This is a genomic window from Halobiforma nitratireducens JCM 10879 (genome assembly GCF_000337895.1).
GTDB lineage: Archaea > Halobacteriota > Halobacteria > Halobacteriales > Natrialbaceae > Natronobacterium > Natronobacterium nitratireducens.
Window position 1 is genome coordinate 1 of the sequence record NZ_AOMA01000108.1, and the last position, 24,802, is coordinate 24,802.

The 24,802-nt window shown below is 63.4% G+C and carries 20 protein-coding genes and 4 pseudogenes; 12 read left to right on the forward strand and 12 right to left on the reverse strand.

What is annotated here, in order from left to right; genetic code table 11:
- Positions 1–95: 95 nt before the first annotated feature.
- Both C446_RS10615 and C446_RS10625 read left to right on the forward strand, forming a co-directional pair.
- Positions 96–686: a hypothetical protein gene (locus tag C446_RS10615; protein ID WP_006673097.1), complete on the forward strand. Its 591-nt coding sequence runs from the start codon at positions 96–98 to the stop codon at positions 684–686.
- A gap of 446 nt (positions 687–1,132) precedes the next feature.
- Positions 1,133–2,623 (forward strand): SLC13 family permease, encoded by a 1,491-nt coding sequence (locus tag C446_RS10625; RefSeq protein ID WP_239639490.1) that lies wholly within the window; start codon positions 1,133–1,135, stop codon positions 2,621–2,623.
- Between the two features lie 7 nt (positions 2,624–2,630).
- Here C446_RS10625 and C446_RS10630 read toward each other — a convergent pair whose 3' ends face one another.
- Positions 2,631–3,074, reverse strand: a complete 444-nt coding sequence (locus C446_RS10630) for a pyridoxamine 5'-phosphate oxidase family protein (RefSeq protein WP_152419425.1) — start codon at positions 3,072–3,074, stop codon at positions 2,631–2,633.
- A 252-nt stretch (positions 3,075–3,326) separates the two neighbouring features.
- On the opposite strand from C446_RS10630, the gene fer reads away from it, so the two are divergent.
- Together fer and C446_RS10640 are read left to right on the forward strand one after the other, a co-directional pair.
- Positions 3,327–4,577 (forward strand): ferredoxin Fer, encoded by a 1,251-nt coding sequence (gene fer, locus C446_RS20265; RefSeq protein ID WP_006673101.1) that lies wholly within the window; start codon positions 3,327–3,329, stop codon positions 4,575–4,577.
- A 266-nt stretch (positions 4,578–4,843) separates the two neighbouring features.
- On the forward strand, positions 4,844–5,494 hold the full coding sequence (locus C446_RS10640; protein ID WP_006673102.1) for a hypothetical protein: 651 nt from the start codon (positions 4,844–4,846) through the stop codon (positions 5,492–5,494).
- 58 nt (positions 5,495–5,552) lie between these two features.
- Here C446_RS10640 and C446_RS10645 read toward each other — a convergent pair whose 3' ends face one another.
- The 3 genes from C446_RS10645 to C446_RS10655 form a co-directional block, all read right to left on the reverse strand.
- Entirely contained in the window at positions 5,553–8,369 is a 2,817-nt protein-coding gene (locus C446_RS10645; protein ID WP_006673103.1) for a cation-translocating P-type ATPase, read from the reverse strand.
- Positions 8,370–8,606: 237 nt separating this feature from the next.
- Positions 8,607–8,978 carry a Zn-ribbon domain-containing OB-fold protein gene (locus C446_RS10650; RefSeq protein ID WP_049920162.1) on the reverse strand — a complete coding sequence of 124 codons (372 nt, stop codon included), beginning with the start codon at positions 8,976–8,978 and terminating at the stop codon, positions 8,607–8,609.
- Positions 8,979–8,980: 2 nt separating this feature from the next.
- Positions 8,981–10,141: a thiolase domain-containing protein gene (locus tag C446_RS10655; protein ID WP_006673105.1), complete on the reverse strand. Its 1,161-nt coding sequence runs from the start codon at positions 10,139–10,141 to the stop codon at positions 8,981–8,983.
- Positions 10,142–10,277: 136 nt separating this feature from the next.
- Between C446_RS10655 and C446_RS10660 the strand changes: the two genes are divergently transcribed.
- The 5 genes and pseudogenes from C446_RS10660 (at position 10,278) to C446_RS10680 (ending at position 13,519) form a co-directional block, all read left to right on the forward strand.
- Positions 10,278–11,006 carry an SDR family NAD(P)-dependent oxidoreductase gene (locus tag C446_RS10660; protein WP_006673106.1) on the forward strand — a complete coding sequence of 243 codons (729 nt, stop codon included), beginning with the start codon at positions 10,278–10,280 and terminating at the stop codon, positions 11,004–11,006.
- Between the two features lie 87 nt (positions 11,007–11,093).
- Positions 11,094–11,875, forward strand: a pseudogene (locus C446_RS10665) (3-oxoacyl-ACP reductase family protein).
- Positions 11,876–11,986: 111 nt separating this feature from the next.
- Complete coding sequence (locus tag C446_RS10670; RefSeq protein ID WP_006673107.1) at positions 11,987–12,409, forward strand: universal stress protein; 423 nt, start codon at positions 11,987–11,989, stop codon at positions 12,407–12,409.
- Positions 12,406–12,957 carry a universal stress protein gene (locus C446_RS10675; protein ID WP_006673108.1) on the forward strand — a complete coding sequence of 184 codons (552 nt, stop codon included), beginning with the start codon at positions 12,406–12,408 and terminating at the stop codon, positions 12,955–12,957. Before C446_RS10670 ends, C446_RS10675 begins: the two co-directional genes overlap by 4 nt.
- A gap of 79 nt (positions 12,958–13,036) precedes the next feature.
- Positions 13,037–13,519: a universal stress protein gene (locus tag C446_RS10680; protein ID WP_006673109.1), complete on the forward strand. Its 483-nt coding sequence runs from the start codon at positions 13,037–13,039 to the stop codon at positions 13,517–13,519.
- 65 nt (positions 13,520–13,584) lie between these two features.
- Here the strand turns inward: C446_RS10680 and C446_RS10685 are convergent, their stop codons facing one another.
- Both C446_RS10685 and C446_RS10690 read right to left on the reverse strand, forming a co-directional pair.
- Positions 13,585–14,046, reverse strand: coding sequence for a universal stress protein (locus C446_RS10685; RefSeq protein WP_006673110.1), 462 nt, complete (start codon positions 14,044–14,046; stop codon positions 13,585–13,587).
- Positions 14,047–14,234: 188 nt separating this feature from the next.
- Positions 14,235–14,660 (reverse strand): universal stress protein, encoded by a 426-nt coding sequence (locus C446_RS10690; RefSeq protein ID WP_006673111.1) that lies wholly within the window; start codon positions 14,658–14,660, stop codon positions 14,235–14,237.
- 394 nt (positions 14,661–15,054) lie between these two features.
- Here C446_RS10690 and C446_RS10695 point away from each other — a divergent pair, with 394 nt between their 5' ends.
- Entirely contained in the window at positions 15,055–15,855 is an 801-nt protein-coding gene (locus C446_RS10695; protein ID WP_006673112.1) for a ZIP family metal transporter, read from the forward strand.
- A 112-nt stretch (positions 15,856–15,967) separates the two neighbouring features.
- Positions 15,968–17,401 (forward strand): sulfatase family protein, encoded by a 1,434-nt coding sequence (locus C446_RS10700; protein WP_006673113.1) that lies wholly within the window; start codon positions 15,968–15,970, stop codon positions 17,399–17,401.
- Between the two features lie 28 nt (positions 17,402–17,429).
- Here C446_RS10700 and C446_RS10705 read toward each other — a convergent pair whose 3' ends face one another.
- The 3 genes and pseudogenes from C446_RS10705 to C446_RS10720 form a co-directional block, all read right to left on the reverse strand.
- A complete protein-coding gene (locus C446_RS10705) occupies positions 17,430–18,545 on the reverse strand; it encodes an SDR family oxidoreductase (protein WP_006673114.1) in 1,116 nt (371 codons plus the stop codon).
- Positions 18,533–20,156, reverse strand: a pseudogene (locus C446_RS10710) (succinic semialdehyde dehydrogenase). The gene C446_RS10705 and the pseudogene C446_RS10710 overlap by 13 nt, the downstream one beginning before the upstream one ends.
- Before the next feature lie 469 nt (positions 20,157–20,625).
- A complete protein-coding gene (locus C446_RS10720; RefSeq protein ID WP_006673116.1) occupies positions 20,626–21,936 on the reverse strand; it encodes a polysaccharide deacetylase family protein in 1,311 nt (436 codons plus the stop codon).
- 331 nt (positions 21,937–22,267) lie between these two features.
- Between C446_RS10720 and C446_RS10725 the strand changes: the two genes are divergently transcribed.
- Positions 22,268–23,401 (forward strand): hypothetical protein, encoded by a 1,134-nt coding sequence (locus C446_RS10725; RefSeq protein ID WP_006673117.1) that lies wholly within the window; start codon positions 22,268–22,270, stop codon positions 23,399–23,401.
- A 181-nt stretch (positions 23,402–23,582) separates the two neighbouring features.
- On the opposite strand, the pseudogene C446_RS20465 reads toward C446_RS10725, so the two are convergent.
- The 3 genes and pseudogenes from C446_RS20465 to C446_RS20470 all read right to left on the reverse strand — a co-directional run.
- Positions 23,583–23,696: pseudogene (locus tag C446_RS20465) on the reverse strand (hypothetical protein); the annotation flags it as partial.
- Positions 23,697–24,219: 523 nt separating this feature from the next.
- Positions 24,220–24,501, reverse strand: coding sequence for a TBP family protein (locus tag C446_RS10735; RefSeq protein WP_006673119.1), 282 nt, complete (start codon positions 24,499–24,501; stop codon positions 24,220–24,222).
- A 33-nt stretch (positions 24,502–24,534) separates the two neighbouring features.
- Positions 24,535–24,675: pseudogene (locus C446_RS20470) on the reverse strand (TATA-box-binding protein); the annotation flags it as partial.
- Positions 24,676–24,802 lie beyond the last annotated feature (127 nt).

The window sequence follows — 24,802 nt, forward strand, 5'->3', positions numbered from 1 at the left end:
TTTCAAAACAGGACTCTCAGGCCATATAGCGGCATTAAGACGAATATCATAAATTCAATACTGTCGCCTTCTTGCGTTCAACAGAGCAATCTGACATGAACCGGCGTAGGTTTCTCGCGACGTCTGGTGGCGTTCTCGTTGCTTCCTTTGCTGGGTGTCTCAGCGACTCTAGCCAAACTCCCAACACAGATGATTCTTATAATCAGACTGACGCCGAAGAGACGGATGATCAGACTCACTCTGAGGAGAACTCATCAGAGAGCGACTCACAAGACGAGAGAGATGATTGCGTCGGCCCGCTAGAGCCTAAATCGGGATACGGGAGGGCCGATCCGATTAATGAAGACATTGAAGTAGATGAAATCAAGGACGCAGAGCGGAAATGTGAAAAAACTGCCTTTGATATTATATTCACACAAATGAAGGGAAAGACCGACTTAGATGATGTCAGTGACGAGAAAAACTGGCTCTCATCCAGTGTGACCGGAGGACGTATAACGCTGATTATCCGATCTGAAACAAACCAGAACGGGACTCTCGTAAGGTGTCCTCCCATTGAGTATCAGTACGAGGACGTAGTGGCCTCTGTTCCGAAGGAAATCACAATCACGCTCCAGTCAGACGATGATTCGTTCACTTGGTCTCGGAAGGTTGTTATAGAACACCGCCACAGCAGCCTTGATTAAAATTTCAGCAAACGCTTCGTTTTCTGCTTTTGGAACCTATCCCCACATGACCCCTCGCCGCTCACTAAGCAGGTGTAGTGAGTGGATTCTTCGCCGATTTCAGCGTGGAACAAACGGGACTGTCGTGCTGCACTAATGCTCTGTATGCAGCAGGCCACTAGGAACATCTACCAAGGCTGGCAGAATCGCTGGCAGTTGAACCCACGCTCGACCGAGCGGTTATCTGCGGTCATTCAACGCGAGAGCGACCGCCCTTGTGAAGAGTTCTATGACACCCTCCGACCGCCGCCAACTGGAACTGTTCCCGGCTATGACACTGGACAGTTTGATAGCCCCGACGGTAGACGACGGGGTATGGACGCCGTGCTGTTCGCTGCACTCACTGTCTGGGGGATCGGCTGATCGCACTGACGGGTGACGACGAGTGGCGACAGCTGGCCGCGACGATCGGACTCGCCGGGAGCACCGCCGGCTTCGTCAACAACACGCCGATCGTCGCCGTGTTGATCCCGATGGTGACGGACATCGCCGAGCGGACGGGGACCTCCCCGTCGAAGCTGCTCATGCCGCTGTCGTATGCGGCCATGCTCGGCGGGATGCTGACACTGATCGGTACCTCGCCGAACCTCCTCGCCAGCGACATCTCCGGCAGAGTCATCGGACGCTCGTTTACGATGTTCGAGTTCACACAGCTCGGCGTTCTCGTGTTGCTCACCGGCGCGGTCTACCTGCTGACGGTCGGCCACCGACTCGTTCCCGAACGGATCGACCCCGACGAGGACCTCACCGACCAGTTTCAGCTACGGGAGTACGTCTCGACGGTCCGTGTCGCCGACGAGTCGCCGTACGTCGGGAAGACCGTCCGCGAGATGCAAGCCCGAGTCGGTCGGGACTTCGAAGTGCTGCGTATTCTCCGCCGGGGAAAAGTTATCCCCCGAAACCCCGAGGACAGAACCGTTCGCGGGGGCGATCGACTCCTGTTTCACGCAAACCGGAAGACGCTGCTCGAGATCGTCGCCGTCCCGGGTCTCGAGTTCGCGGCCGAGCCGGTCACTGACGAGCCAGCGGCCGATTCGGACGACGATCCGGCGCTCGTCGAGACGATCGTCGTCCCGGAGTCCGCGATCGCCGGAGAGTCGATGACCGCAAACGAGTTCAGACGCCGGTTCGGAGCCCCTATCCTCGCGATCAGGCGACAGGGGGACCGACTCGAGCAACGACTCAGCAAGACCGTGCTGCGTGGCGGAGATACGCTGTTGATCCAGGCCACCCGGGACGCACGCGAACAGCTGATGACCGATCCGAACTTCGTCCTGTCACAGGCAGTCGAGCGCCCGGACTACCGGCGATCGAAGATACCGGTTGCTGTCGGAATCGTCGTGGTCGTCGTGGCGCTGGCCGCGCTCGAGGTGCTTCCGATCGTGATCTCCGCGCTCGGTGGGATGGCGGGGATGGTCGTCACCGGCTGTGTCAAACCCGAGGAAGTGTACGATGCGGTCGACTGGCAGGTCATCTTTCTGCTTGCCGGTGTCGTCCCACTCGGTATCTCGATGGAAGAGACCGGAGCCGCCGAGTTCGTCGCCTACCGGATCACACCGCTAGCGGAGGTCGTCCCGCTTCTCGCCTTCGTGATGGTGTTTTACCTCGTGACTGCGATCCTCACCGAAGTCATCACCAACCTCGCGAGCGTCGCGTTGATGGTTCCGATCGCCGTCGACGTCGCCGAGGAGGTCGGCTCGGAACCGTTCTCGTTCGTCCTCGTCGTCACGTTCGCCGCGAGTACGGCGCTGATGACCCCCGTCGGCTACCAGACGAACCTCATGGTGTACGGCCGTGGTGGCTACGAGTTTACGGATTTCATGCGGGTCGGACTACCGTTGCAACTGCTGTTGGCAGTCGTCACCTCGGTCGGAATCGCTGTCTTCTGGGGCATTTGACCCACCTCTACCGCGACGTACGGCCGGATACCTCGTCGATGCTGAGTTCGTACCACTGGAGGTCGACATCTTCGGGGGGAACGCCGAACACCGACAGCTCGACGTCTCTGGCGTGCTCGTAGTAGCGCTCCTCGAGATCGTACGCGATGTCGTCGCCGAGTTCGTTTACGTCGCCCGTCGCGACCACGCTGTGCCAGTCCGTCGGCGACTGCCACTCGTACACCGTGAGACAGCTTCGTCGGGTCGTCTCGAGGAACCGTTCTTTCTTGCTCTCGGGCCCGAACCCGAGGTCGAGAAGACACCGATCGTGGTCCCCGTCGTATCCGTACGAGACGGGAATTCCGTACGCGACCTCTTCACGGGCCAACGAGAGGACGCCGACGCCGCGTTCGTAGAGGTACCGGCCGATCTCGTCGTCGCTCATCTCCGTTCCGTATCCGTTCTCGGTCATCGTTTGGTTCGGTCGATTTCGTCGCTGTCGGTCGTCGGTACGAGCGTTCCTCGTGCCGTCGCTCTCGAGACTCGAGTCGGGGCGGTAGGTCCACGTAGGAGCGTGGCGACCCGAGGACACTCGGACTCGGTCGGAGCGACGGCTGACGTCGACCGGAGCCACCCTACACTGACGAGACACATCAATGGCCGGGGCCAGGGACCGCGTTGTGGCGCTGTAGCTACTTTTACCCGAGCGTGGTAGGGCCCCGCGATGTACGATACGATCCTCGTGCCGACGGACGGGAGTCCGGTTGCGGAAGACGCTGGAACGTACGCGATCCGACTCGCGGAGCGGTTCGACGCCACGGTCCACGTCGTCTCCGTTCTCGAGCGAGGACTCGTCGGCGGCGACGACGAAGACGAAGGCGAGCGAGCGGTCGACGAGCTGGCCGAGCGAGCCAACGGCCGTGGACTCGAGGTGACGACGGAACTCCGCGACGAAGACGCCGATATCCACACGGAACTCCTCGCGGCGGCCGACGAACGAGACGCGGATCTGATCGCGATGGGGACGACCGGGCGTAGCGGGCTCGGGCGGTTTCTGCTGGGCAGTGTCGCAGAACAGACGCTCAGAGAGTCGTCGATACCGGTCGTAACCGTCCACGAAGCGACGAGCCTCGAGGGTGAGTTCGAGCGCGTTCTGGTTCCCACGGACGGGAGCCACAGCGCAGCGACGGCACTCGAGCACGCCATCGATCTCGCAGCCGAGACCGGTGCACGGCTTCACCTCGTCCACGTCAGCGACGAGAGGACCGTCGACGGGGTGGAGACGTTCGACCTGTCGGAGACGACTGCCGACGGTGACGACGAAGACGAGGTCGCCCTCGAGCCGGTCGACGACGCGCTCGACCGGGTCCGCGAGTCGTCTCTGGACGCCGTCGACGTCTCGATTCCGAGCGGGCGGGTCGATCAGCGGATTCTCGCGACAGCCGCGATGTCCGACGCCGACTGCATCGTGATGGGGACCCACGGTGAGACGGGACTGCGACGCTACCTCCTCGGGAGCACGACCGAACGCGTCGTCCGCTTCGCCGGCGTTCCGGTGATCGGGACCAGTGCGCCGCGTGCCGAGACCGCGACCGTCGAGTACCTCGACTACGCGGTCGTCGACGAACGAGGCTGGTCACTCGAGGACGACGACCTCCTCGAGCGGGCTGGGAAAGCGAAACTCGACACGGAAGCCCACGGCACGTTCGAGGTAGCACCCGACGAGTACGTCCTCGATGCTGCGGAGGCCGAGGGACTGGACTGGCCGTACTACTGTCGGGCCGGCGGCTGTGTGAACTGCGCGGCGGTCCTGCTCGAGGGAGAACTCGAGATGGACGTCCAGCGAAGTCTCTCGGAGGAGGAACTCGAGGAGAAGGGGTTCCGATTGACCTGCGTGGCCACGCCGGCGAGCGACTCGATCGCGCTCGTCTACGGCGCGAAACACCGCGACGAGTTGCAGGATCGCGTCGTCTAGTAGCCTCACAAGCCTGAAGTGTCGAGACTGTCGGACAGCAGTCACGACGAAGCCGATCGTGAATTCGGAGCCGTCGCCAACGGGACGATTGCAACAGCACGATGTCGTCACGTCGTTCCGTCTAACAGTCCCAACGAGCTCGTGTGGGTGGTGTCGATTTCGTTCAGCAGTCGACGCTTGGGAGAGGACTAGCCTCTCGTTTCGGGACCAGTTTTATTTGAGCGATCGATGTCCGTGTGGTCGCAATTCCGTGACAGGACGATATCATGACGGCAGACACCAACAACGAACTCGTCCATCACCTGGGCGTCGCTATCGGGAGCATCGTCGTCGCGGTCCTGCTGTGGATCGTCGGCTACGGCGGACAGCGAGTCGTCGCTGCCGTCCCGTTTTTCATCCTGTTCGTCGTGATGATTATCGGGCCGGTGGTACGCATCCGGCCGTCAGTCAGGCGTCGAGTCTCCGGAAACTTCCCGGTGAACTGGCGGTCGGAGCTGGGAATCTGGTTCGCCATCTGGTCCGTGGTCCACGTCCTGTTCGTCTTCGCGGCGCGAGACTGGGACGTCGTCGGCTATCTCGTCGACATGAGTCCGTGGGCGTTCGGTGCCATGGTGGCTCTCCTCATCGCCGTCGGGCTGGCGTTTACGTCCAACAATCGAGCCTACGACTATCTGGGGCCGAAAGCCTGGAAGTGGCACCAGAGCCACGGTACGTACGTCGTCTTCTGGCTCGTGGCCGTCCACGGCTACGACCGGGCATATCTGCGTCCGTACGAGGAGGTTGGCGCGCTATCGGACGACCCGCTTCACCTGCTCTACCTGGCGATGATCGTCGTGGTCGTCTTGCTCCACGTGGTCGCCTTCGTGGCAGTGGTCTCCGAGTACCGAAAGACCGGTGAGTATCCGCCGGGCCTGTGACCGACCCACTACGTCGTCGGAGCATCGTTCCGTACCGATCGAAAGGACTGCGGGCCGGTTAGTACCGCTCGAAGTATCGGTCCTGGACCTTCACGAAGCCCGCCATGAGCAGGGCAAAGATCGCCGCGGAGATGGCGATCTGTACCCAGTGGACGAGCGCGAGCGGTTCGACGTCGAACAGGAACTGGCCGGTCGGCGTGTAGATCACGAGTAGTTGCAGAGTGATCGACACAAGGATGCCGATCACGAGCCACCGGTTCGTAAAGAGGCCCAGCCCGTACCGGAACCTGACCGCCTGAATGCGGACGATCTGCATGACGACGAACCCGGTAAACACCATCGTCTGGGCGAGTTCGCGACCGGGGTCGTAGTCGGGGCTCCAGCCGGCGACTGCTCCCAACACGTCGTATCCGGGGACGAGTTCGCCGTAGAAGTTCAGCGTAAACAGTGGGAGCAGACAGATCGTCATGAAGAGCGCGATACCGACGATCGACGTGACGATCCGTTCCGTGATGACACCCTCGTCGGGCGGCCGGGGCTCACGTTCCATGATGTCCTCGGCGGGGGGATCGACGCCCATCGAAAGCGCGGGGATACCGTCCGTGACGACGTTGATAAACAGGATCTGGATCGGCGTGATGACGAGTCCGAAACCGAGCATCGATCCGGAGAAAACCATCGTCACCTCGCCGCCGTTGCCCGACAGCAGGTAGTTGACGAACTTCCGGACGTTGTCGAAGATACGTCGGCCACCCTTCACCGCATCCCGGATCGTCGCGAAGTTGTCGTCCAGCAGAACGATGTCGGAGGCCTGTTCGGTGACATCGGTGCCGCGAATCCCCATCGCGACGCCGACGTCGGAGTTCTTTACGGCGGGAGCGTCATTGACGCCGTCGCCGGTCATCGCGACTGTGTGGCCCTTCTCCTGGAGTGTCTGCAGGATGCGCGTCTTGTGCTCCGGCGATGTCCGCGCGAAGACATCGACGTCCTCGACGATCTCGGCGAGGTCCTCGTCGCTCATCTCCTCGAGTTCGGGGCCCGTGATCACCGTCGCCGAGCGGAGGCCGACCTCCTTGCCGACTGCACGCGCCGTCACCGCGTTATCGCCGGTGATCATCACCACGTTGATCCCGGCGTCGAGACAGCCCGCCAGCGCGCCGGGAACCTCCGGACGGGGCGGGTCGAGCATCCCCTGGAGGCCGAGAAAGACCATGTCGCGCTCGAGGTCCTCGTCCGGGTCGTCGACCTGATCGGCCGGCACGTCGGGCCGGTAGGCAAACCCCATCACCCGCAGCGCGTCTTCCGCGAACTCCTCGTTTCGCTCCTCGAGTGCCCCGCGTCGCTCGTCGGTCAACTCGACGATTTCGCCGTCGACGAGCTCCCGGTCGCAGCGCTCGAGGACCGTCTCCGGCGCACCTTTCATGTACGCCGTCGGGTCGCCGTCGGGGGTCTCGTGGATGGTCGTCATCCGCTTGCGCGCGGAGGTAAACTCGACTTCGCCGCGTCGGGGGTACTCGGCGGCGAGTTCCTCGTGGTCGAAGCCGGCCTTCTGGGCCGCGACGAACAGCGCGACCTCGGTCGGATCACCGAGGTATGTACGTTCCTGCTCGCCCGCTTCTTCTACGGCTTTGGCCCCGTCTCCGCCGTCGTCGTCGCGCTCTCGAATCCCCACGTCGACGTTGTTACACAGCATGCCACAGCGCAGTACCTCGGCGACCCGTTCATCGGAAACCGGCTGGTCGTCCCGCAGGAACTCCCCATCGGTGTCGTATCCCGTTCCAGTTACCTCGTAGACCTCGCGGTTGGCGACGATCCGCTGGACGGTCATCTCTTCCTCGGTGAGCGTGCCAGTCTTGTCCGTACAGATCACGTCGACCGAGCCCAGCGCCTCGACGATCGGCAGCCGCCGCACGAGGGCGTTCTGGTCGGCCATCCGCCGCGCGCCCAGCGCGAGCGAAAGCGTGACGACCGCGGGCAGCCCTTCCGGAACCGCGGAGACGGCGATGCCGACCGCCGTCAGGAACACCTGCAGCGGCTCGGTCTCACCGACGAGGAGTTCGGCGACCGCGATCACTGCGACCGCGAGGATGACGATGCCGGCGATGATCTTCCCCAGACGGTCCATCTCGGCCTGAAACGGCGTCTCGCGGTCTTCGGCCTCCTCGAGCGCCGTCGCGATCTGGCCGATTTCGGATTCGGAGCCGGTCTCGACGACGACCGCCGTCCCCGAGCCACGCTCGACGACGGTGTCCTTGAACAGCATGTTCTCCCGCTCGGCGAGCGCGACCTCCCCGTCGACTCTCCCGACTTCCTTCGAGACGCCAACGCTCTCGCCGGTGAGCGCGGCCTCGTCGACGCGCAGGTTCGACTCCTCGAGGAGGCGAGCGTCGGCGGGGACGACGTCTCCGGACTCGACGAAGACGATATCTCCGGGAACGAGGTTCGTAGCGTCTATCTCCCGTTTCTCGCCGTCGCGCCTGACGAGCGCGTACGTCGTCGACATCTCCTTTAACGCCTGGATGCTCTGCTCGGCACGGTAATCCTGGACGAACCCGAACAGCGTGATGAAGACCACGATGCCCGCGATGACGGCCGCGTCGACCGTGTGGCCGACGCCGGCCATCACGACTGCCGCGACGATCAACACCCAGATCAGCGCCGAGGTATACTGCTCGAGTAGAATTTCGAGCGGCGAGGTGCCCTCCTCGCCTTCGATCTCGTTGGGGCCCTCGCGCTCGAGACGGTCCTGTGCGTCGCTGGACGCCAGTCCCGCCTCCGACGTTTCGAGTTCGTCGAATACACCCTCGAGCGGTCGAGCGTGCCAGTCGCTATCTGATGCCGGTTCGGTTCGTTCGTAGTAGTCCGCCCGTGACACGGTTTCGTTGTCGATGAACGTCGCTCAGTAGTCGTCGCCGATTCGTCGATTCGTCGATTCGTCGATTCGCCGTCGAGCCGTCGAGCCGTCAAGCCGTCGAGCCGTCAAGCCGTCGAGCCGTCAAGCCGTCGAGCCGTCAAGCCGTCGAGCCGTCGAGTCGGGAACGACCCGGACCGTCGCGTCGTCCGCTCCCGTCTACTCGCGTGGACTGAGTTCGGCCCAGTACCGGCCCGGCGATCAGTCCACGGGAGCGAACGTGACGAGCCACCCGTCGTCACGTTCCTCCGCACCGACCGTGACCGTCTCACCGCGATCGATCTCGCCACCGTCGCTGCGAAGCTGTCCCGTCAGTCGGACGCCCTCGTCGAACGTCGCTACGACGATCGTGTACGGTGTCTCGTCCGCGTACTCCGGGATCGAACTGAAGATCGTCGTCGTCGCCGAGACCGTCGCCGTCTCCGAGAGCCGTCGCTCCTCGAGTGTCCGCGTGCCACAGTCGGGACAGACCGTCCGCGGGGCCAAAGCGGTCTCGCCGCACTCCTCGCAGGCGAGATACGTCGGCTTGCCGTCGTCGATCCGTTCCGCGAAGTCGACGAACCAGGGCTGCATCGTCACGCACCCCCCTCCAGCACGGTAACGACGCAACTCGCGCCGCTGCCGCCGACTGTGTGGGAGAGACCGATCCTCGGGTCGGCAACCTGGTTCGGGTGGCGACCCTCGAGTTGTTTCGTGATTTCGACGATCTGGGCGACGCCGGTGGCTCCTACGGGATGGCCCTTCGCGAGCAGTCCACCGGAGGTGTTGACGGGAATCCGGCCGTCGACGGCCGTCTCACCGTCGACGGCTCCGCGAGCCCCCTCGCCCCGCTCGAAGAAGCCCAGCGACTCGACTGCGAGTATCTCGGCGATGGTGAAACAGTCGTGGAGTTCGACCACGTCGACGTCCTCGGGCGAGACGCCGGCGCGTTCGTAGGCGTCCTCGGCGGCCCGTTCGGCCGCCCGCGTCCGGGCGAGGTCGGGTCGGTCCTGCAGGGCCAGCGAATCGCTGGCTTGCCCGCTGCCGGCGACCGACACCTCGGTCTCGAGGCCGCGGTCCTCGGCGTACTCCTCGCTGACCAGGACGGCCGCGCTCGCGCCGTCGGTGACCGGACAGCAGTCCTGCAGGTGCAACGGAGCCGCGACCGGCGGTGACTCGAGGACACTCTCGACGTCGGTTTCCTCCTGGCGCTGGGCGATCGGGTTCGCAGTGCCGTTCTCGTAGTTTTTGACCGCCACCGCGGCCAGTTCCTCGTGGCCGACGCCGAACTCGTCCATGTAGACCTGTGCCATCAGCGCGTAGATTCCGGGGAAGGTGAGCCCGGCCGCGTTCTCGTACTCGTTGTCCGCAGCGTTGGCGAGCGCGTCGGTGACTTCCTGAATACCGCTGGCGTGCATCATCTCGACCCCACCCACGAGCGCCACGTCCGCGTTGCCGGCTTCGATCGCGTGCACGCCACATCGGGCGGCCGAACTCGCGGAAGCGCAGGCGCTTTCGGTTCGCATCGACGCGGCCCGTCGCGCGCCGACGTAGTCGGCGAGCATCGCACCGACGTGGGCCTGATCGTCGATGAGGTCCCCGATGAAGTTCCCTGCGTACAGTTCCTCAATGTCGCCGGGCGACAGTGACGCGTCCGCAAGCGCCGCGAGGGCCGCGTCGGTAAACAGTTCGCGGGTCGACGAACTCGGGTGTTCGCCGAACTGGGTGCTGGCCACGCCAGCGATCTGAACGGTCATGCGCCGCCCCCTACTACGATGCTCCTCTTAAACCCCCCAGCGACTGGTTTCGGCCGCGACCTGTGTTCGACTCGATATATCTGTGGACGGGATGACACGAACTGATTTGTACGACTTCGGTGTAGCCAGGCGCGGCATGCTCGACGACGACATCGCGATCGTCACCGGCGGAGCGGTAGGTATCGGCAACGCAATCGCAAGACGGTTTCGCGACGAGGGAGCGACCGTCGTCATCGCCGACATCGACGAGGCGACCGGAGCCGAGACCGCCGACGACCTCGGCTGTGAGTTCCAGCACTGCGACGTACGCGAGTACGACCAGGTCCAGGCACTCGTCGACGGAGTGGTCGACGACCACGGCCGACTCGACGTGATGGTGAACAACGCCGGCATCTCGAGTGTGACCTCGGTCGAGGAGATGGACCTCGAGGAGTGGGAGGCCGTCCTCGAGACCAATCTCGATGGAGTCATGCACGGAACCAAGGCCGCGCTCCCACATCTCACGGAGTCGAACGGCTGTATCATCAATCTCGGCTCGATCTACGGACTGGTCGGTGGCAAGGGCGCGGCGTCCTACTCCGCAGCGAAAGGCGGCGTCGTCAACTTCACCCAGCAGGTCGCGATCGACTACGCCGACGAGGGGGTCCGCGTCAACAGCATTTGCCCTGGGTTCGTGGAGACGCCGATGACGGAGGAGTTGCTCGAGTCCGAGCGGTTCTACAACTTCCTCGAGCAGAAGACGCCGATGGACCGTCACGGACAACCGGAGGAGATCGCACCCGTGGCCGCGTTCCTGGCGTCCGACGACGCGTCCTACATCACCGGGGCGAACGTCCCCGTCGACGGTGGATGGACGGCGTTTTAGCGCTCCCGGACGGGGACGATTCGGCGCGGGCCGGCTACGTGCAGCCAGGGGTATTGTTAACAACCATGCCGTTGGAGTGATCAACGTATGTCAGAATCAGTACACCGACTCGAACCGCTGGACCGACGCCCGCTGTCCGATCGCACGTGTCTCGTTACCGGTTCCTCGCGGGGAATCGGACGGGATATCGCGTTCGAACTCGCCCGTTGTGGCGCGGACGTGGTGGTGAACTACCGGAGTTCCGACGAGAAGGCCCACGAGGTAGCGGAGCGGATTCGGGCGAACGACGAGACGGCGATCACCGTAGGTGCGGACGTCTCGGACCCCGACGATGTCGAACGGATGGCCAGGAAAGTACGCGACGAACTCGGCGGGATCGACGTGCTCGTCAACAACGCGGGGATCACGGTCGACAGGAAGTTCGAAACGATGAGCTACGAGGACTGGACGCGCGTGATGGAAGTAAACCTCAACGGGACGTTCAACTGTACGAAGGCGTTCTACGAGGATATCAGGGACGCCGAGAACGGCCGCCTCATCAACATCTCGAGCGTCGTCGGACAACAGGGCAACTACGGCAGGCCAACTACGCCACCTCGAAAGGCGGCCTGATCGCGTTTACACGAACGATCGCGCTGGAACTGGCGCGACACGGCTCGACCGCCAACTGCGTCGCCCCCGGATTCACGGAGACGGACATGCTCGAGAAGGTTCCGGACCGCGTTCGGGAACAGATCCGCGACGACATTCCACTCGACCGGTTCGCGGAGACCGAAGACGTGGTCGGGATGGTACGGTTCCTCGCGACCGACGATGCGGACTACATGACGGGACAGGTCATCGGGATCAACGGCGGAATGGAGTGGTAGTGCCGGCTGCCACGGGATGTACCGGCAATCTCTCGAAAAACCGTTTCGGAACGACCCGACTCCTGGGGAGCGACACGGCGTATTATATCCGATGGGAACGTATCTTCGGGTATGAGCGAGCACATCCTCGTTCCCTACGATGGGTCGGCTCCGTCGAAGGACGCCCTCGAGTACGCCCTCGAGAAGTTCCCGAACGCGGATATCACCGCGCTGTACGTCGTTCCTGCGCCCGAGGGGTACTGGGGCGCTTTCGACGACGGTGGGGAGCAAGCGACCGACGCCGACGAGGCCCGTGACCGTGGACGGACGATCCTCGAGGAGGCCGTAGAAACGGCCGCTGACCACGGACACGACCTCGGGACCGAGGTGACGACGGGACAACCCGACCGAGAGATCGTCGAGTTCGCCGACGGCGAGTACGACACGATCGTCATCGGGAGCCACGGCCGCGAGGGCGTCTCACGGGTCCTGCTGGGAAGCGTCGCCGAAAACGTCGTTCGGCGTTCGCCGGTTCCGGTCGCGGTCGTCCGGTGACCCGAACGTCCTCCGGCGATGACGGCGGAGTCGCCCCTGGCCGACCACGAACGATCGTCGTTGCGACGGACGGCAGCGCAGCGGCCACCGCGGCGCTCGAGCGTGCCGTTGGGCTCGCCACGGGCGGGAGCGACGCGGCCGACGCCGTCGTGCACGTGCTCTCGGTGGTCGACACGACGACCGACCCGTACCGGTTCGGCGTCGCCGACGTCGCCGAACTCGAGCGCACGAAACGGAACCTGGTCGACGATATCGTCGCTGCCCTCGACGACCCCGACTGTGAGGTTCGTGCGGCAGTCCGCCGGGGACGACCCGACGGTGTCGTCCTCGCGTACGCCGCGGAGGTCGACGCCGATCTCCTCGTCGTCGGGCGGACGGGACGGAGTGGACTGAAACGAGCGCTGCTCGGGAGCACGACCGATAGACTGCTCCGGAAGTCGTCGATTCCCGTACTCGTCGTCCCCGAAGCCGAGGGGACGAACGGAGTCGGGATCGATACCGACGGCGACGACCGCCGGTTCCGTTCCCGGTTCGATCCCCACGGCTGAGTTCGAACGCCGGCGATCGCCACCGAGCAGGATCGGACCGTAGGTTTACTACCGTTCCTCGTGACTCCTCGAACGTCCAATGGCTCGATCCACGTCGATGTCGATCCTGGTTCCACACGACGGCTCCGAACACGCACAGGCCGCCCTCGAGTACGCACTCGAGACGTTTCCCGGCGAGCGAATCGTCCTCTTTCACGCGATCGATCCGTTCGAACGGTCCGCCGGTGTCGATGCCGACGACGGCCCGGATGGCACGGACCACGCACCGCTTACCGAAGCCTGGCACGACTCCCAGCGAGGCGTCGCGTCGGAACTTTTCGAGAAGGCACTCGAGCGACTCGAGGACGATCCCGACACGCTGGATATCGACCTCGAGACGGACACCGCAGTCGGGTCGCCGCCACAGACGATCGTCGGCTACGTCGAGGACGCGACCGTCGACCAGGTCGTGATGGGGAGCCGTGGCGGCAGCGACAGGAGGGGAACCGGCGACCTGCGGCTCGGTAGTACCGCCGAGCTGGTCGTCAGGCGAGTCGAGGTGCCGGTGACGGTCGTCCGGTAGCCGCCGCGTTCGTCCGTGTGTAGCTACCGGCTCCGGCAGGTTCCCCGACGGGCTGGAACGCAGACTCAGGACGAGGCGTCGTTCCGAACGACAGTGACGGAAACCGGCGCACGCCGAACGACCATCTCGGCGGTACTTCCCAGCAACAGGCGCGTCGAACCGGTGCGGCCGTGGCTCCCCAGCACGATGTGGTCGATATCGTTCTCCACCGCGTAGTCGACGATCTCCCGCGCGGGATCACCGGTCGCCTCGTCGGTCGTCACCTCGGGGCCGAACGCCGCGGCTAGTTCGCGAACCTCGTCGAAAATCGCTGTCCGCTCGTTCTCGGCTCGCTCGTACCACTCCTCGGAGCCGCGAGGAGGCTCCGTTCTGCTGTCGACCTCCGTCATCGAGCTGTAACCCGGCTCCGACGGATCGAGCACGTGCAACGCGACGACTGCCGGCTCCTCGAACTCCTCGAGGGCACACCGGAGCGCCTCCTTGGACAGCGGCGATCCGTCGACCGGGACGAGTAGGGTGTGAGACATCGGGACTCCGTACCCCGCGAAGAGAAAAAAGAGTATCCGGGTCGACAACTCGCCTGGCGTGGGTGATACTGTCGGACAGCAGCCAAGACGAAGCGAATAGTACCAACTGCAACGATCTGCACACTGATTGCCGATCCGTCTGTCAGGTGCGCACTGACTTGCAGTGGCTACTATAGTATGAGTCGCCGTTACCGGACGACGGTAACCGGGACCGGTGCGCGCCGAACCACGTTCTCGGCGACGCTTCCCAGCAGGACTCGCGAGGCACCCTCGCGGCCGTGGCTGCCGACGACGATCAGGTCGTAGCCGCCGCCCTTGGCGACCGAGACGATCTCCCGGGCTGGCTGTCCGACGATGGTCTCCGTAGAGAGCGAATCGGTGTCGTACCCCGCGTCGGCGGCGATTTCGGTGGCTTCCTCGAACAGTCCGTCGGCGGCCTCGCGTCGAGCGTCGATCAGCGATTCGTACGCGTAAACCGCTCCATCCCCGTACATCGACGTGTTCGGGTTAATAACGTGTAGCAGATGGATGCCGGCGTCCGGATACGATTCGGTGGCGTGAGCGACCGCCTTACGGGCCGGCTTCGAGTCGTCGATCGGGACGAGTACGTCCATAGGCCGTTTTCGTAAACCGTCCGTAAAAAGGGTGTGTCGCCGGCGGCCGGTCAGCTAGCTCGCGATGAGGGGCGGACTTCAAAACAGTCGTGCATTTCGTAATAGGTATCTTTTGATACGAATTAGTGAAATAACACTGCCGGGTTCGAAAATACATCTATCACGTGATTCAGATATGCGAATTTTCGCTACTTTTGTCGATCTATCGCCGCTGACTGTCCAAAACCATCTATTATGTGATTATTACTGTATTTCGAGTTGTTCTCGAAACGGAACCACGTCGGGTCAGCGTGGGACTCGTCGGCCGAACGGCACGGGAGACGAACCGAACGCGGTATCGGTGAGCGGTCCCGGAGAACAACAGCGATAAGTCGACTCACTGACCACTCACTGTATGGCCGTCGAAGGACTCGGTCTCGTGGTCGCGGCGGGCGTGTTTACCGCGATCGTCTGTGGGGCCGGGACGTTGCCGTTCTTTTTCGTCGACGACATCAGCGATCGCTTCACCGTCGTTATGTGGGGTCTCGCCGGCGGTATCATGCTGTTTGCGTCGGTGTTCGGCTTCGTCGTCGAGGGTCTCGGAGAGGGCTCAGTCATACAAGTGGGACTCGGACTCGTCGTCGGCATCGTCCTCGTAATCCTCGCCGACCGACTCATCACTGGCTACGAGTTCCAGCCCCGCGACATGCCCGAGGCGGACTTCCGGAAGCTGGTCCTCATCGTGGGCGTGCTGACGGTCCACAGCTTCCCGGAAGGCGTCGCGCTCGGGGTCGCGTTCGCCGACCTCGGCGTCGAGGGCGACCTCGTGATCGGCGGGCTCGCGATCCCGGCACTTGCCGTCTTCATCACCATCGCGATCTCCATCCAGAACATCCCCGAAGGGCTCGCCGTCGCGATCCCGCTGCACACCTACGGCGTTCCGAACTGGAAGATCTTCGGTTGGGCCGTCTTCTCGAGCATCCCACAACCCGTCGGTGCGGGGATCGCCTACGTGTTCGTCTCGATCGCGAGGGAGTTTCTCCCGTTCGGGTTCGGCTTTGCCGCCGGGGCGATGATCTATCTCGTCCTCCACGACATTTTCCCCGAGGCACTGGACCACGGCTCCGGCCTTCCCGGCGGTGGGCGGCGGGAACTGATCGCCGGCATCGCGCTCGGGGTGGCGATCATGGTCCCCGTCATGGTCCTGACCGAGTGACCGCCATCACCGACGGCGATGCCGTTTTCGAGGGCAAAAACGGCCGCCGACGGCGGCGTAAGCTGGGGCTAGCCGCCAAATAGTTATCCGCGGCTTCGTGGTAGCCGCCCGCATGGCCGTCGCTTCCCCGAACGTTCTCCTGATGACCTGCCACGATCTGGGCCGCTATCTGGGCTGCTACGGGGCCGACGTCGAGACGCCGAATCTCGACGCGTTCGCCGAGCGTGGCGTGCTCTTCGAGAATCACTTCGTGACGGCTCCGCAGTGTTCGCCGAGCCGCGGTAGTTTCATGACCGGCCGCCACCCACACGTCAACGGGTTGATGGGGCTCGCCCACGGGGACTGGGAGCTCCACGACGGCGAGCGAATCCTCCCGCACTATCTCGGGGAGCGGGGCTACGAAACCCACCTGTTCGGACTCCAACACATCACCCAGGATACCGACCGACTCGACTACGACTACGTCCACTCCGAGGGGAACCTCTATCCGGGGGTTTCACCGGCGGTCCACCAGGCCAACCGAGCGCGCAACGTCGCCGATGTCGTCTCCGGCTTCCTCGAGCGGGACGGGTTCGACGCGCCGTTTTTCGCCACCATCGGGTTCTTCGAACTCCACCGTGTCGAGGAGAAGAACGGTCGCTTCGGCTTCGACAGCGATCACTACGAGACCGACGATCCCGACGAGGTCCGCCCACCGACGTATCTTCCGGATCGCCGGGGCATTCGCCAGGACCTGGCGGAGATGCACGGGATGGTTCGGGCGGTCGACGACGCCGTCGGATCGATCCTCGAGGCCCTCGAGGAGACGGGACTCGACGAGGAGACGCTCGTCGTATTCACGACCGAACACGGGATCGCGTTCCCGCGGGCCAAGGGGAGCTGTTACGATCCGGGGATCGAAGCGGCGCTACTTCTGCGGTACCCCGGCGTGGCGGACGACGGCACGCGGTACGACGAACTGCTGAGTAACGTGGACGTGTTGCCGACGATCCTCGAGTTGGTGGCTCGGGCGGACAACGGCGGAGACGAACAGGAAGACCCAGACAGTGGAGGAAGCGAGGGGGGAGGCGGAAATACAGACGAATACGAACAGTTCGACGACATCGACGGCCGGAGTTTCTGCCCGCTACTGACCGACGACGAGGCGGACGAGTACGACCCCCGGGACCGAATCTTCGCGGGAATGACCTGGCACGACATGTTCAATCCGGTGCGGGCAATCAGGACGGAGCGGTACAAGTACATCCGCAATTTCTGGCACCTGCCGAAGGTGTACCTGACCAAGGATGTCTTCGCGAGCGAGGCCGGCCGTGCCGTCCGGGAGACCGACGGCGTGCCACCCCGGCCCTACGAGGAACTGTACGACCTCGCGGAGAGTCCCCAGGAGGACGAGAACGTCGTGTTCGAGCCCAGATATCAGGACGTCAGGGAACGGCTCTCCCGGGAACTCCAGGAGTGGATGGAGACGACCGACGATCCGCTGCTGGACGGTCCCGTCGTGCCCGGCGATTACGACGAGATAACGACGTGGTCCCACGAATCGTAGGCCAGCCGGGCTGGGGGCTCGTATACGGTTAGACCATCGGCTCGTCGCCCACGTTCGGATTCCGCCGGACGTACTCGACCAACCGGTCCGCGTAGGACTCGAACGGCGGCACCTCGAGCCCGCTGCCCGCGAGCGCCCGTTGGGTCTTCGGACAGGCGTACCGGGTCGGATGGTCGAGATACGCGAGCGTTTCGGGCTCGAGTTCGATCCCGAGCGGCGACGACTCGAGGCGCTGGCTGACGGTCCGTGCGAGCGATTTCGTCGTCGGCAGGCTCACGGTCCGATGCCCGGCGGCGTCGGCGAGAACGTCGACGAACCGCGACACTGGAAGCGGCGCGGGATCACACAGCTGGTAGACCTCGCCGGCCGAGTCCTCGCGGGCGCTGAGGTAGCTGATGGCGTCGACCACGAAGTCCCGGGGCACGACGTTGAGTTCGGCGTCGCTCGCGCCCGGTGGCGCGAACGTCACCGAGAGTCGGGACGGCTGGGCAAGCAACAACTGGAGCAGGTAGTACGGGCCGTCGTACTTGTCTGTCTCGCCGGTTCGGCTATCGCCCACTACGATCGCGGGCCGGTAGATCGTCGCCTGGAGGCCGTCGGCCATCCGCTCCTGTACCGCAACCTCCGCGCGGTACTTGGTCTCCTCGTAGTGGTTGTTGAACGACTGGCCCTCCTGCAGGTGGGCTTCGGTGAAGACGCCGTCGTAGCGGCCACTGACGTAGCAGGTGCTGACGTACTGGAAGCGATCGACGTCGAGTCGCTCCGTGACCTCGAGCACGTGTTCGGTCCCCTGTACGTTGACCGCCTCGGCGAGGTCGGGGTCGACACCGAGGTCGTACACCGCCGCGAGGTGGTAGACTTCGTCGACGCCCTCGAGGACCTCGAGCCCCTCCCGGAGTCCGAGGTCGGCGTCGGTAATGTCCCCCTCGAGGAGGCGAACGTCGGTTCGGTCGATGCCCTCGAGATCGGTCGTGATCGATGCCACACGCCGGCGAGCGGTCTCGAGATAGCGGGGCTGGACGAGGCAAGCGACGGGGCCGTCTCCCCGGGCCAGGATGCGCTCGAGCAACGCCGAGCCCAGGAAGCCGGGAAAGCCGGTGAGAAAGACTGCCGGATCGGGTTCGGACACTGTCACGGCACCCACCTCGCCAGCCGCGACAGTCGGCGTTGGACCCTCGTCAGTCCGTTCATAACTGCGGCGAACCAGCGCGGCGAGACGCCCGGCGGCGCGTCGAGTGGCCCGATCCGCGAGGTTACGATCGTCCGGGCCTCGACGTACCGGCGGAGTCCCTCGGGGCCGTGGCGACGACCGAGCCCGGAGTCACCGAAGCCCCCCATCGGCGCGTCGACGGCCGCCCAGCCGACGGTGTATGGATCGTTGACACAGACGGTCCCACAGTCGATCCGCCGAGCGACCTCTCGGCCGCGCGAGCGGTCGCTCGTCCAGACGCTCGCGTTGAGGCCATACTGTGTGTCGTTTGCGCGTTCGACCGCCTCGTCGACGCCCGAGACGGGAAAGACGGCGACGACGGGGCCGAACGTCTCCTCGCAGGCAATCCGAGACTCCGGATCGACGTCGGTCAGGATCGTCGGCTCGTAGCAGGCAGGACCGATGTCCGGTCTGGCACGCCCGCCCGAAAGCAGCGACGCGCCGTCGTCGACCGCCGTCTCGACGTAGTCACGGACGCGCTCGAGATGGTCGTCGTCGATCAACGAGCCGACCTCGGGACCGTAGTCGAACTCGAGACCGACCGACAGCCCGCGGGTCGCGCCGACGAAGGCATCGAGGAACTCGTCGTACCGGCGTTCGTCGACGTAGATTCGCTCGGGTGCCAGACAGAGCTGTCCCGCGTTGGTGAACGCACCTTTGACCGCACCACGGGCGGCTGTCTCCGGGTCGGCGTCGTCGAGGACGAGCATCGGGTTCTTCCCGCCGAGCTCGAGCGAGCAGCCGATCAGATTGCGTCCCGCCCGTTCGGCGACGGTTCGGCCCGTCTCCGTCCCACCGGTGAACGCGACGTATTCGACGGCATCGATCAGCGCCGGTCCGACCGTCGACCCTTCGCCGGTGACGATCCGGAAGAGGTCGTCCGGAAGTCCCGCCTTTGTGAGCAGGTGAGCAAGCGCGAGCGCGATCAGCGGCGTTCGCTCGTCGGGTTTACAGACCACGGCGTTGCCGGCAAGCAGCGCCGGAACGGCGTCGGTCATCGCGAGCGTCAACGGGTAGTTCCACGGCGAGATCACCCCGACGACGCCGAGGGGGTCGTAGGTGACTTCGGCGTCGGAGGCGAACGGCACTGCCCCGGACCGACCTTCGTCGGCGATGACGGCGGGCCCGTTCTCGGCGTAGTACGAGCAGGTCAGCGGAACGTCGAGCACTTCCTCGAGCGCGTGGTGGCGTGCTTTCCCCGTCTCGAGCTGGACGATATCCAGCAGCGTCTCCCGGTGGTCCGCGACCAGGTCGCCGAACCGCTGTCTCTTATACACATCTNCCATCAGAGATGTGTATAAGAGACAGCTCCTCGACCGATCTGTCGGCCCACGCCGACTGCGCCTCGCGGGCGCGGTCGACGGCGGCCGCAACGTCGTCCGTACTGCAGGCGGGGACCGTCGCGACCACCGCGTCGGAAACCGGCGTCCGAACCTCGATCGACGGTCGATCGCCGCTGGTCTCGATCCGGGCCGTCAGCCGCTCGAGGAGTTCACTCGAGACGGTCGTTTCCCCGAGGACCGTCGGCTCCGTCGTCTGTGACATATGTTACACGTTCGGGCGTGGCCACATGTAGCTTCGGTCGATCGGCGGCCGATCGGCCTCGCCTGCAGCCACGAGCGAGGGCGTAGCCAGTCGTTCCGAAAGGGAAGATCGACGAACGAGCCCAACGGCGCGTGTACGTCGGACCCGGATGTCCCCGTTACGCCGTTATACACCGATGGACGTTCGTTAGCCGCAACGTACAGGGAGAACAGTGGTTTCCGTACCGGCCCGTGACGTTCGGAGTCGCACACTCCGCCGAGACGTCTCGTCACGACAGGTCGGAGCTCGAGACAACTCGCCACGGTAGACAGGAACGTGACGGAAACGAAACCGTTCGATGGCGGTCGGTCACAGACCGCCCAGCGGCACTCGCGTCGCGCCAAACGCGACGAAACGATTCGGGTGCCGCCCGACGACAGACCGTTCCGCAACCGTGTCGGGGAACGGCCGCTTCCGCCGGTTGACGCGGCTAGTCCGTGTACACGTACTCGTCGGCCATCTCCTGGGGAGTGATGACCTCGAGGTCACCTTGTTCGACTAACTGATCGAGGCGCGCGGCCGCTTCCTCGACCGCGGCGATCGAGCCCTCGTCCTCGAGTTCGTAGAACGCGAGAGACGTGATCCCGCCGTTCTGGGCCGTCCACTCGAGCAAGTTCACGGCCTCGTCCGGGTCCGGATCGGCCACGAGCGAGCACAGGTACGGGTTGGCCGCGTACCCCTGGGACTCGGCCTGGCCGGCGAACGCGAGGTCGTAGTTCTCCTCGACGAGGTCGTACGATTCCTGCGTGTACTCGGAGCCCGGGTAGGCGAAGAACCGTGCCCCGTCCTCGTAGCCTTCCTCCTCGAGCCAGTCGATCGGGTTCGTCACGTTCGACTCCATCTCGTTCGAACTCACCCGGCCGAGGTGGACGCCCTGTGCGGACTGGCTGCCGATCGTCCATCCCGCATCCGCCAGTTCTCCGACTTGATCGTAAGTGAGTCGATCACCCTGGACGGCTACGTCGGCACGGAGTCGATCCGTCGGGACGAACGTCGTCGCCGGGAGGTCGTACTCCCGGAGAATCGGCATCGCCTCCGTGTAGTGGGACTCGTACCCGCCGTGGAACTGCAACATTACCTTCCCGGTATCGGTGTTGGGAACGAAGTGGAAGTCGTCGACCCACATCCGTCCGCTGGCATCGTCGCCGAACCAGCGGATGATCTGAAGCACGTGGATCTCGCTGAGGTCCGGATCACCACGAATCCGCGTCAGTCCGAAGTTCACCCGCGTCAACGATACGTCGTTCATTACCTGCTGACTGTACTCGACGTAGTCGCCGTCCTCGTCTTGCAACTGGATACGAACCATCCCGCGCTCGTCTGACGCCACGGCCAACCCGGGAACGGCGTCGCGGACGTCGATCGGCTCGTCCAGCGAGCGGCGGATTCTGACCTGCCCTTCCTCCTCGTCGGGCTCGAGTCGAGCACACTGGGACCCCTCGTAGTACTGGTCGGAGTCGGCCTCGACCGAACCGATGTCCTGGAACGCCATCCAGGGCTCGAGATTCTCGAAGTCGTCGAAGGTCCCGAAGATGTCCGACGTGGCCTCGTCGTCTTCATCCTCTTCTTCCTCTTGTTCCGTTTCGGTTTCTTCGGTGTCGTCTTCCTCGTCCTCGTAATCGTCGTCTTCCCCGTCGACGTCTCCGGGATCGTCCTCGTCCGCTTCGTCGCTCATGCAGCCGGCAAACGCAAGTCCAACTGCGGTCGCCGTCGTCGTCGTGAGGTACGTTCGTCGCTTCATCGGTGTGGCCAATGGGACCCCAACAGCGGGAATTGTTATGAGGAGGGTAGCGACGAGCAGCCGTCGTGTCCGCCGCGACTATCGACCGTAACCGAACCGAACACCGCTTCGGACCACGGCCGGTCGAACCCGATCGTCGCGATTACAGGCGTATCGACCCGCTACAGGTTCGTAACGGACGAAGAGTCTTTTGTGCACGAGGGTCGTGGCCCGTCCGAAACTGCTCGTCGACTGTCGGTCGGACGTCTCTTTTCTCGAAACCAGTTGGCTAGCTGTAATTCTTTGTTCCTCACAGTAAATTTAATACCAGGAGAGGAGTATTTGAGGGACGATGGCGTACGGCTCGACCGAAGGCGTCGACCGGTTTCTGGGGGTGCTCGATCGGCTGGGGGTGACCAATGCCGAACTCAGACGGCTCTACGACTGCAGTCCGGACGAACAGCTTCGCGAGGCCGTTCGAAGAGCGGCCACGGAGGATCGAACTCGCGAACTGGAACGCGCGCTCGAGGATACCGGTCGTGCCTTCGAACTGGGAACGCGAGTTACCACCGAAGTCGGCGAACCGCTGTCGGTGGCGCTGAACGCGTACGGGTACGCGCTCGACGTATCATCGAGCGGACCGGAACTCGAGGTCGTCGCCTTCGATACGGTGACGAACACCGTCGAGCGGGTCCGTGCTCCACCGTATCCCGACCCGTTTCGGGACGCGCTCGAGTCGGCAGTGCTTGCGCCAGCCGGACTGTGCACCGTCGCGCTGGCCAACGGGGCAACCCTGCTCGTCGATCGACGGTCGCTGGCGCGGCTACGGGACGAGTACGGCAACCGGATCGAACCCTTCGGCGAGCCGCTTCTCCGGGCGGACGCTGGCCCGACCGAAACACTGGACCCGCAAGCCCACGGCGAAGACCGGGAGCGTCAGCCGACCACGGGCGAACGACTCTCCGAGACGGCCAGCGACGGCGAGGTCGGGGATATCGAAGCGTTCGTCGAGAACGCGAGCGACCGCGCGCTCGAGGCGCTCTCCGAAGAACTCGAGGCCAGCGGCCCGAGCCGCCACGTGAGCGACGGGATCGACGAAGACGAGGTCGACCGGACCATCGCCGACGGGGAGGTCGGCGGCGGGCCGACGACGACCGTCTCGACGTCCGGTATCGACGAGGTGTTCGACGACCTCGAGACGACCATCTCTTCGGATTCCGGGGCGGATGCGGACTGTGATCGTGACGGCGGGCACACGTCGACCGACGCCACCGAATCGGTGACAAGCGACACCGGCGGGGAGCCGGACGACTCGAGTCCGAACGGAAACGTGGAGTCGGACATCCACGGCGACTCCGAACCCACGATCGCCGATCGGTCGACTGGCGAGACCGACTTTGCGGACCTGGTCGCACAGACACAGGAAGACGACGTCGATCCGGACGCAATCCTCTCAGAAGACGACGACGTACTCGTCGAGGACTGATCGCTCGATCGGTCCCGTCCGACAGCGTGTCGCATCGTTTAGTCGGGGTTCGTCCCCGCTCGTCCCCATCCCACGAATTGACCGTGTCTTCGTTCGATACACGCCGGTTTCTGTGGGAGCCAAACACGTACAGGAGTTCGTCGACGACGAGGGATTCCTCACGGGAGGGATCGTAGACGACCGTCGAGTCAGTGTCGGACCCAACTTGAACGAGCTTTGCAAGCGACTCGACGTCGGTTCGGGGGCGATCGAACGCCGCTTCCGGGGAGCAGACGCCACGATGAGCGCATCGAATTCGATCCGATCATTACGGTAGGCGAGCCAGGCACGTTCGGCTGCCGACAGGTCGTACTCGTCGATGCTGTACGTACCGGCGGTGAACCGAACTGGAATCCGTTCGGTCGTCGTGACCGTCCACTCCTGGCCGTCGAAGACGCCCTCGAGTGTCACCGTCGCTTCGACGGCGACGGGCGACCCACCGGGGCCGTCCTCGAGATCGACTTTTCGTCGTCGAGTCCGACCTACATCTGGTTACTACTCAAAGTACTCTGATTCAGTAAGCAGTCATGCGATTCGTCGGAATGCAATAACACATCATCTTGATTCGGATGTACCGAAGACTATCGTCTCTGAGTGGATGAACATCTCCGAGAAGGTGCTTGATCACCACTATGACGCCCGAGACAAGAGGTAGAAGCGGCAAAACCAACAAAAGTACCTTAACAACATCTGACCTTCTGTCGGCTTCCTCAGCTAAAACCCGTCCATAAATAAGGATTTTTCTCAAGCATCAAGTTCAACCTGGAAGGTCCAACGGATTATTCTTCAGTCTGCAATAGAACCTGGAGTTCATCTTCGAAGGTTTTCCATGTAGTATCGACTGCGTCAATAGTAGATGAACCCATCAACATCGCCTGCCCTGTCCGAAATAGGACAATTGTACAGTTATTTTTGGGGAACCGGTATGTTAGTCGTTGACTGAGGGCACTGTAGTCTATTTCACCCTTCTCTAAGTCCTCAGCTAAAGCGTTTAATTCAATCTCTCGTCCGATAGACGCTTTCGCGACGATGTTATTAATGGTAAAATCAACTTCGTTCACTACGTCCGGAACACCAATTTCATCAAGATGGGAGAGTAGCATTTTACGCTGTGATTCGACTTCGGCAGGGGAGTCAGCCCTGACGATATATTTTCCAGAGTTGTAAACAGTAATAAGTGGTCCTTCTTCTTCGAAACGGAGATAGAGTCCTTGATGATTAACTGGATCATAGTCGACAACTGGAGTTTCTGCAGCATGATCATCCGTTCTAGTTTAGCAGAGTGTAGCGCCGTCTGACTAGATATCGTTGTGACTACCAGTCAGAGAAATCCGGTGGATAGTGTGACTTACTCCCCACCGG